The sequence below is a fragment of the Parabacteroides sp. AF21-43 genome (assembly GCF_003635435.1).
GTDB lineage: Bacteria > Bacteroidota > Bacteroidia > Bacteroidales > Tannerellaceae > Parabacteroides > Parabacteroides distasonis.
Genome location: NZ_QTMG01000012.1, coordinates 1 through 8,647 on the forward strand (window position 1 = coordinate 1; position 8,647 = coordinate 8,647).

Here is an 8,647-nt window from a genome sequence, read left to right on the forward strand (position 1 = left end):
CTTAATCCCCCAGGTTTATCGGGTGAGCCATTACAGCTGCAGGAACAGCTCCGGATTCACACCGGATTCCCTCTCACCAAACTATGTGATAGCTTGATTACTAAAATCGGAGGCAAAGATATGAATGTTTTCTAATATTTAGAAAATATATATGAAAAAGTTTTTTTGTAAGGTATGATATGTCTGTCCACTTCTATTAAGGAGAAAGACTATTTACATCATAAAGAAGATATCGGTAAATGTAATTGGCTGACAATTCGTAAGTAATACTGTTTGTCGAATCTTACTTCAAGCCTCTCGATTGATAGATCCTTTCTTTGGCCTCATTTATTTTCTGAAACTTCTCGTTGGCGGCCTTGCGGATGTCTTCTCCCAAACTGGCTACTTTGTCCGGATGATGCTTGACGGCCATCCGGCGATAGGCGGCACGGACTTCCTCGTCTGTGGCGGTCGGTTCTATCTCTAACACCTTGTAGGCATCGTCCAAGGAACTTCCTTTTAGGTTCAACATGGATTCGACTTCTCTATCAGACATTCCCATCGCCATCGCTACCTCTTTCAAGGCATTGATCTCGGCTGCGCACACATTCCCGTCACTCTTAGCGATCTCGGCGAGGAACGCAAGCAATTGCAGCCGCTCCTCATAACTTAGGTTGTATGCGATCTGGGTTCCGCATTCCCGGATGGTATTCTTGAATCCCATGTTGTTCTCCTGATCCATGCGTTTGGCTTGGTCGAAAAGCTTTAGCAATATCTCCTCACCTTGGCTTACGGCGATCTCGCCGAAGTTTCTCCGAAGGAATTGACGGACGTATTCCATCTCGCTATGCATGATCTTCCCGTCGGCACGGATGATATAGGATGCCATAACCAACATGGAGAAAAGGAAACTGTTACGTTCCCCGGCGTATGGGTCTCTTCGTATATATTCATCATCGTAATTGGTGCCGCCACCGAAAGACTGCCCCGTCATATTTGCCCCTTCCTCGAAGAAAGAGCCTAATATAATGCCGGCTAGAGCGCCTAGCGGTCCGAACGCCATAAATCCCAAGACGCCACCTATCCATTTCCCGATACCCATATTCCTGTTTATCTTATTTGTTGATTACCGATATGCAATATTCGTAAAAAAACGGGAGATATGCAAATGTGAAAGGCGGGTGTGTGAAGCATACCCGCCTTGCGGTTATTTGGAGAGTTGGATCTTGAATGTTTTCTCATTTATCCGGATGACATACGTACCGAAGGGCAATCCCTCGTAGCCCTGTAAGCCTACTTGCTTTTGGTAGCGTACAATCTTTCCATTGAGTGCGATCACCATCACTGGCTGTAGGCTGGGAGTGTAAACAAATAGAACTCCACCTCGGGAAGTGATTTGCGGATCCGTTTTGTGAGAATCGATGGAGGTTGGTATCTCAGGTTCCCCCGGCGTAGGATCTATGGGGGTTTCCGGATCGGTCCCCGCATCTACTGCTTCTGCCAAAAGGATTTCGATGAAGCCAGCATCCAGATAGCCCCCTTTCTCCGGGGTAGGCACGATCGTTTCCCCAAGGACGGCTGTCATCTCTTCTGCTTCGATGAGACAAGAAGAGAGACTGCCTCCGGTGAGGCTTTGCGCATACGCATGGTTCAAGCCGCAGATGGCTATGAATACGAATATGAGTTTCTTCATGATTAATAACCTCCGTTTTGTGTCAGGTTGGGATTTCTATCCATTTCTTCTTGTGGTATGGGCAATAGGGCTTTGTAAGCATCCATATTGAAATATTTTGCGCTATAGTTTAATATATTCAGATAGAGATTGCCTCGTTTGTAAGTCGAATGATAGTTGTTCATATATTCTTCCATCAAGGAAGCCTCGGTGATTTGTGCCGTTGGATTCAACTTCCAGTCTGCGATCTTCTTGATGAAAGCCAAGATGCCGCTTTTCGCTTGAATGGCAGAAGCTGCTTGCCAATTCCCTTTTAATAACTGGGCCTCATAGAGCAGGATTTGGATATCTTTGGCGGTTAGCTCTCCTTCTTTCGATAATGAAGAGACTCCTTGTGCTTCTGTGAAGTCTGTGATTATGGCATCAAGAACGTCTGAACGATCTGATTGGGTAACGTTAGCAGATTCTGAAAAGGACAAGGTTTTCAGTACTAAGGGGACACGCCCGAACCAAGAGGTCAACATCAAATGAGCATAAGCTCGGATGGCTTTGGCTTGCTTGATGGCATTGGTCTTTACGTTTTCGGTGATATCTGAACTTGTGTTTTGGGCAAGGCCTTCCAATAGATTGTTACATCGATTGATTGTTTCATAAGGTATCTGCCATAGACTTGTTAGCATACCTCCAGAATTAGGTGTATATGTCTTATTCTCAAATTCATTAAAAGGAGTTGTGATATCCGGAGATCTCTTGTTCATGAAATCAATATCGATTTCTGTATTTAGAAGGTTATAATCATCCCAGGGACTGTCAGAATTAGGATCGATTATGGTAGCAATAGATGCTAAAATATCATCGTCTGTTTTCCAATGACTTTCAGGATAAACCCCGGTTTCTCTTACTTCATATATGAATGGATAGCTTTTGGTTTCATTATATTTGTTTTTGAAGACTATAGTACATGAATAGTGAGCTTCTGGAGTATATTGCTTCGGGGGAAGAATACTTAGTGTTAAAAGTCTACCGAATGGTCCGGATTTTAAGCCGCAATCGTTATTAAATGAAATGTCGGATGGTAATCCAAGGATTTCCATAGTTACCTCTTGGTCTGTATCATCTAGATATTTCACGAAAAAATTACTGCTTGTGGGATTGTAAAGCGTTGAGGAAAGGGATGCTTTCCCTGTTAAAATCATAGCGCTGTTGTTATCATTTGGTAATACCCAAAAATCATGCTTCTTCTCGGTTTCGCTTCCTACCGTTCCCGCTCTCTCCGCATACAGCGCATACGGAACGGAGAGCATTTGTGACGTTGACATCTCCTTATAATTGCCCCCTCCATCTGTGTCCATGCTGATCCGAAGGTAATAGGGGGATTGGCTCCAATCAATCTCGGTGAAGATACCGTTTATCGCTGTTCCGTTTCCGATTTGTAGATTGACTACCCCATTCTTGGCTGTCGTTGTATGGTGCGTTTCTCCATAAACGGTTGTACCGGATGCGCTCCCTTGTACGATTTCTATTTTAATTCCGACTTCCTTGTCTGATATAGGATTGCCTCCGGCATTTCGTGCTACCGCTTGGAAGTTCATTGCCTGTGGTGATTGGGCGTAAGAAAACAGGCTGCTTAATAACATTGCTACCCCAAGTAACCATTTGTTCATGATTGCATTTGATTTAAGTTGTCAACCTGTCCCTTCGGCTGAACGATATTAATAAAAAAGCGGGGACCATCGGCTATTACCGTATTTGGGGCTCTGGACTGCCTACGAGTTGATAATGGCACAATGATCCCGCGCCCTATGTCGATATATGTCTTCCCATAAGGGAGGTATATAACAAACACAAGCGCAGGAGCCATTTGGTCTATTATCCCAACTCATTAGAATTGTCCAGATTCCAAATACGGGATAATATCGAAACGCTTCTACGTTATTTTCTCAATACAATGCCAAAGGTCGGAATATTTCTTGGAAGAATGAAATATTTAATCGATAATAAGAAAATGTCGTTCAAGTAAGGGACACACCCGGAAGGATTATAGAGCCGCCTCCTATCTATACACCATCTTCTATAAGGACGGGTCGGGCAATTGTGTCGCAGATGGACGCTCCGGGATGTGTCCTTTCCGGCATCCTTTCCGCAAGTTGAACGGAATGAGTTGCGGTATATATTTTCACATCGGGGGCTATCATCACGTTGTTACCGATAATGATATTGTTATTATCGAGGAACGTACAGTTCTTGTCATTGTTGAGCCTTACTCTTTGTTTGAGCCAATTATTACGACAAGGTAACGCAAGCAAGAATAGGCAGCTTCAAATTGATATGCCTTCAAGCATACGCAAAGTTACACAAAATAGCTGAGAACACGAACAAACGAAATGTATAAAAACTGTACTTGCCTGTTGACTCTACAAAAAGTAAGGCTTTTTCATTTAACATCTCATTTAAGTGGAGCTTCTTGTAAATTTTAGCATGCGCTATTGTTTTCGGTGGAAGGATTCAGGAAAACACGTACGACCTTTCCAGAAAACACGTACGACTTTTTTCAAAAACATGTATGTGTTTTCGCAGAAAGATTATCCTGTTTTTTTAATGTTGATTTTTAATGCTTTATGCATAAGCTTCTCTTGTGAGCTTATTGTACGGAATTTTACTTGGGATCCGTGTATTCCGTATATTCCGGCCTGGCTGAAGTGGATAGTTAAATAAAAAATACTATCTTTGCCCCCGAATCGGTTCCGCATATACCATTCGGGTATGTGGATTAAAAGGGAATCGGGTGTGAATCCCGGACAGTCCCGCTGCTGTGAAGCTCCGAAGAACATCTTGAAACAACACTATCGCCACTGGTTCTAGCGACCGGGAAGGCCTCAAGATGGGAGTCAGTCAGAAGACCTGCCATTCATTAAAGGCTGTTTTTGCTCGAGGGATTAGGAAAGCAGTACGAAAAGAATAAGAATCAATAGTTAATGATTTATGGAGAATTTATGTCCTCGTGGCGACATGATCCGTAAAGTGCTTGTTGCGAATCGAGGTGAGATCGCTATCCGTGTGATGCGCTCATGTAAGGAGATGGGGATTCGCACTGTTGCCGTATATTCGGAGACCGATCGTACCGCTCGGCATGTAATGTATGCGGATGAGGCAGCCTTGATAGGCCCGGCGGCTTCCAAGGAAAGTTATTTGAATATAGACAATCTGATCGCTGCGGCGAAACGGCACCATGCCGATGCGATACATCCCGGTTATGGTTTCTTGTCGGAGAACGCGGACTTCGCACGCCGTTGTAAGCAAGAAGGATTGATATTTATCGGCCCGTCAGCGGAGACGATGGAAGCGATGGGAGATAAGATCGCCGCACGCAAACGCATGATCGCCGCAGAGGTTCCTGTGGTTCCCGGTACGGAGCAACCGTTGCAAAGTGCGGAAGAAGCGCTTCGGGTTTGCGAAGAAATTGGTTTCCCTGTTATGCTGAAAGCTTCTATGGGAGGTGGAGGAAAAGGGATGCGCCTGATACATGAGAAGGGCGAGGTTGTCGAGGCTTATCATACGGCTCGTTCAGAATCGTTGTCCTCATTTGGTGATGATACGGTATATATAGAGAAATTCGTAGAGGAGCCGCATCATATAGAATTCCAGATATTGGGAGATAACCATGGTAATGTCATTCATCTATTTGACCGGGAATGTTCGGTTCAACGTCGTAACCAGAAAATAGTAGAGGAAAGCCCGTCTCCATTCCTAACAGCGGACTTACGTAAAGAAATGGGGGAAAAGGCTGTGGCTGCGGCTAAAGCGGTTCATTATTCCGGAGCGGGAACGATAGAGTTCCTTGTAGATAAGGACCGCCATTTTTATTTTTTGGAAATGAATACCCGGCTACAAGTAGAGCATCCTATCACGGAAGAAGTGGTAGGGGTGGATTTGGTAAAGGAACAAATCCGTATCGCCAATAATGAGGTTTTGCATCTTCGTCAAGAAGATCTTTTCCAACGAGGACATGCCATCGAGTGCCGGATCTGTGCGGAGGATACGGAAAATAATTTCATGCCTTCCCCGGGTATTATCCGGCAATTAACGGAACCGAATGGTATCGGGGTACGTATCGATAGCTATGTATATGAAGGGTATGAGATTCCGGTCTATTATGACCCTATGATCGGTAAATTAATCGTATGGGCAACGACACGTGCGTATGCGATCGAGCGTATGCGCCGGGTTCTATATGAATATAAAATCACGGGCTTAAAGACGAACCTCAGTTATTTGAAACGTATCATGCATAATCCTGATTTCGTGAAAGGGGAATATAATACATTATTTATCGCTAAGAATGCCCGGATGCTACAACGGTCTAACGGTAATAACGAGGAAATCGAGAATATCGCCATGATCGCCGCTTATATGGATTATTTGATGAATTTAGAGGAAAATACTTCTACCCAATTGGTGGATACACGTCCTATCAGCCGTTGGCGGGAGTTTGGTTTACAAAAAGGTGTCTTACGGATTTAACGGGTATTGGTTATGGAAATACATATCGGAAATCGTGTGGCCGATGTGACATTGGTCAGTAAAGAAGGGAATAAAGTCCGGCTTTCTATCGACGGGAAGCCGTATGATGTGGATATCGTGATGACGGAGAACGGCAGTTGTTCTGTCTTGCACGATGGGAACTCATTTAACGCGGAGATCATCTCCGGAGAAGATCATCGGAGTTATGACGTGAATATGTTCTACCGTTCCTATCATGTGGATATCGTAGATACCCAAAAGAAATATTTGCGTATGCGTAAAAGTGCGGAAGAGAAGCAAGATGACAAGATTGTCGCCCCGATGCCGGGTAAAGTCGTGAAAATACCTGTGCGGAAAGGAGATCGCTTGGAAACGGGGGATACCGTGGTCGTACTTGAGGCGATGAAGATGCAGAGTAACTATAAGGTAAGCTCAGCATGCGTGGTAAAAGATATATTGGTATCCGAGGGAGATTCCGTTGATAACAATCAAGTGCTTATGACTTTAGACCTATTAAAAGATGATTCATATGAATAACGAGCAATTATATAAAGATTTTGAGGCTTTGAATAAAGAGGCCTCGTTGGGAGGAGGATTGAATCGCATTGAGAAACAACATGCTTGCGGGCGTATGACCGCCCGTGAACGAATCGAGATGCTGTTGGATAAAGGGACTTTCAATGAGCTGGATAAATTCGTGGTGCATCGGTGTACAAACTTCGGGATGGATAAGAATAAGATTCCCGGTGATGGAATGGTAAGTGGTTATGGAAAGATCGATGGTCGTTTGGTATTTGTTTACGCTTATGATTTTACCGCATACGGTGGGACCTTGAGTGCCACGAATGCCGCTAAGATCGTGAAAGTGCAACAATTAGCCTTAAAGAACGGAGCGCCGATCATCGCCTTGAATGACTCGGGGGGTGCCCGGATTCAAGAAGGGGTGAATAGCTTGGCTGGTTATGCTTCTATCTTTTACCAAAATACGATGGCCTCGGGAGTCGTTCCCCAATTATCGGCTATTTTGGGGCCTTGTGCGGGGGGCGCTTGTTATTCCCCGGCTTTGACCGATTTTATTTTTATGGTCAAAGAGCAAAGTCATATGTTTATCACGGGGCCGGATGTCGTAAAGGCGGTGACTCACGAGGTGATCGATAAGGAAGAGCTGGGCGGGGCGCAGGTACATAGCGGAAAAAGCGGGGTCGCACATTTTGTGTGTGATACGGAAGAGGAGACTTTGATGAGTATCCGGGAACTTCTGAGTTTCCTGCCTTCTAATAATATGGAAGACGCTCCAGTTATAGCTTGTGCTGACGATGTGCGTCGGGTAGAAGAGTCGTTGCAGCATGTGATTCCGGAAGATCCTAATGTCCCTTATGACATCAAGGATATTATAGAGCCGATAGTGGATAATCATTACTTTTTCGAGGTTATGCCTCATTTCGCTCGCAATATTGTAGTGGGATTCGCTCGTTTGGGAGGCCGTACCATAGGTATCGTAGGGAACCAACCTGCCTTTTTAGCGGGAGTCTTGGATATCGATGCTTCTGATAAGGCCGCACGTTTCATTCGCTTCTGCGATTGCTTCAATATTCCATTGATCACGTTCGAGGATGTGCCGGGCTTCTTGCCGGGCTGTACGCAAGAACATGCGGGAATTATACGCCACGGGGCAAAAATTGTCTACGCTTATGCGGAGGCCACGGTTCCCAAAATCACGTTGATTACCCGGAAGGCTTACGGGGGAGCCTATATCGTAATGGCAAGTAAGCCTACCGGTGCCGATATAAACTTGGCATATCCGATGGCTGAGATTGCGGTGATGGGGGCTGAAGGTGCCGTGAATATATTATACCGGAAAGCCAACGATGAGGAGAAGAAACAAGCAATTCGTGAATACACCGAGAAATTCTCAAATCCTTACCGGGCAGCCGAGCAAGGATTTATAGATGAAGTCATACAACCTAGAGACACACGTTTTAAATTGATTCAGGCGTTGGAAATGGCGAAAAATAAGAGCCAGAGTAATCCTCCTAAAAAACATGGAAATATTCCCTTGTAGTAATTATTATTTAAGGAAAATCAAAGCCTCTTCCTGTCGGGAGGATAGCTTAGAGGTTAAAAGATCCCGGTTCAATTGTTTTGTCCCGGGATTTTTTTATTTGGATAATAAAAGTAAACAAAAAAGCGAAAAGATATGATATATACGGAAAACATGCTATCTTTGTTCTCGAATCGGTTCCGCATATACCATTCGGGTATGTGGATTAAAAGGGAATCGGGTGTAAATCCCGGACAGTCCCGCTGCTGTGAAGCTCCGAAGAACATCTTGAAACAACACTATCGCCACTGGTTCTAGCGACCGGGAAGGCTTCAAGATGGGAGTCAGTCAGAAGACCTGCCATTCATTAAAGGCTGTTTTTGCTCGAGGGATTAGGAAAGCAGTACGAAAAGATAAGCAATATCTTAAAAGGA

At 44.5% G+C, this 8,647-nt stretch carries 6 protein-coding genes, 1 pseudogene and 3 riboswitches; of the genes and pseudogenes, 3 read left to right on the forward strand and 4 right to left on the reverse strand.

Going from position 1 to position 8,647, the window contains the following annotated elements:
* Positions 1-111, reverse strand: a riboswitch (cobalamin riboswitch). This riboswitch is flagged as partial in the annotation.
* Positions 112-283: 172 nt separating this feature from the next.
* The 4 genes and pseudogenes from DWX84_RS10275 to DWX84_RS22180 all read right to left on the reverse strand — a co-directional run.
* Positions 284-1,081 carry a DnaJ domain-containing protein gene (locus DWX84_RS10275; RefSeq protein WP_005867440.1) on the reverse strand — a complete coding sequence of 266 codons (798 nt, stop codon included), beginning with the start codon at positions 1,079-1,081 and terminating at the stop codon, positions 284-286.
* A gap of 105 nt (positions 1,082-1,186) precedes the next feature.
* The gene (locus DWX84_RS10280) at positions 1,187-1,672 is read right to left on the reverse strand and encodes a hypothetical protein (RefSeq protein WP_048927107.1); all 486 of its coding nucleotides are present in this window, start codon (positions 1,670-1,672) and stop codon (positions 1,187-1,189) included.
* A 2-nt stretch (positions 1,673-1,674) separates the two neighbouring features.
* Complete coding sequence (locus tag DWX84_RS10285) at positions 1,675-3,315, reverse strand: RagB/SusD family nutrient uptake outer membrane protein (protein WP_048927108.1); 1,641 nt, start codon at positions 3,313-3,315, stop codon at positions 1,675-1,677.
* A 396-nt stretch (positions 3,316-3,711) separates the two neighbouring features.
* A pseudogene (locus DWX84_RS22180) lies at positions 3,712-3,897 on the reverse strand (sugar O-acetyltransferase); the annotation flags it as partial.
* A 476-nt stretch (positions 3,898-4,373) separates the two neighbouring features.
* Positions 4,374-4,575: riboswitch (cobalamin riboswitch) on the forward strand.
* Between the two features lie 85 nt (positions 4,576-4,660).
* Between DWX84_RS22180 and accC the strand changes: the two are divergent.
* From accC to DWX84_RS10310, 3 genes are read left to right on the forward strand one after another with little or no spacing between them, the layout of a single operon-like run.
* On the forward strand, positions 4,661-6,172 hold the full coding sequence (accC, locus tag DWX84_RS10300; RefSeq protein ID WP_008777846.1) for an acetyl-CoA carboxylase biotin carboxylase subunit: 1,512 nt from the start codon (positions 4,661-4,663) through the stop codon (positions 6,170-6,172).
* A 12-nt stretch (positions 6,173-6,184) separates the two neighbouring features.
* A complete protein-coding gene (locus DWX84_RS10305) occupies positions 6,185-6,709 on the forward strand; it encodes a biotin/lipoyl-containing protein (protein ID WP_005859628.1) in 525 nt (174 codons plus the stop codon).
* Positions 6,702-8,234, forward strand: coding sequence for an acyl-CoA carboxylase subunit beta (locus DWX84_RS10310; RefSeq protein WP_005859626.1), 1,533 nt, complete (start codon positions 6,702-6,704; stop codon positions 8,232-8,234). Before DWX84_RS10305 ends, DWX84_RS10310 begins: the two co-directional genes overlap by 8 nt.
* A gap of 157 nt (positions 8,235-8,391) precedes the next feature.
* Positions 8,392-8,593, forward strand: a riboswitch (cobalamin riboswitch).
* The last annotated feature ends 54 nt before the right edge of the window (positions 8,594-8,647 follow it).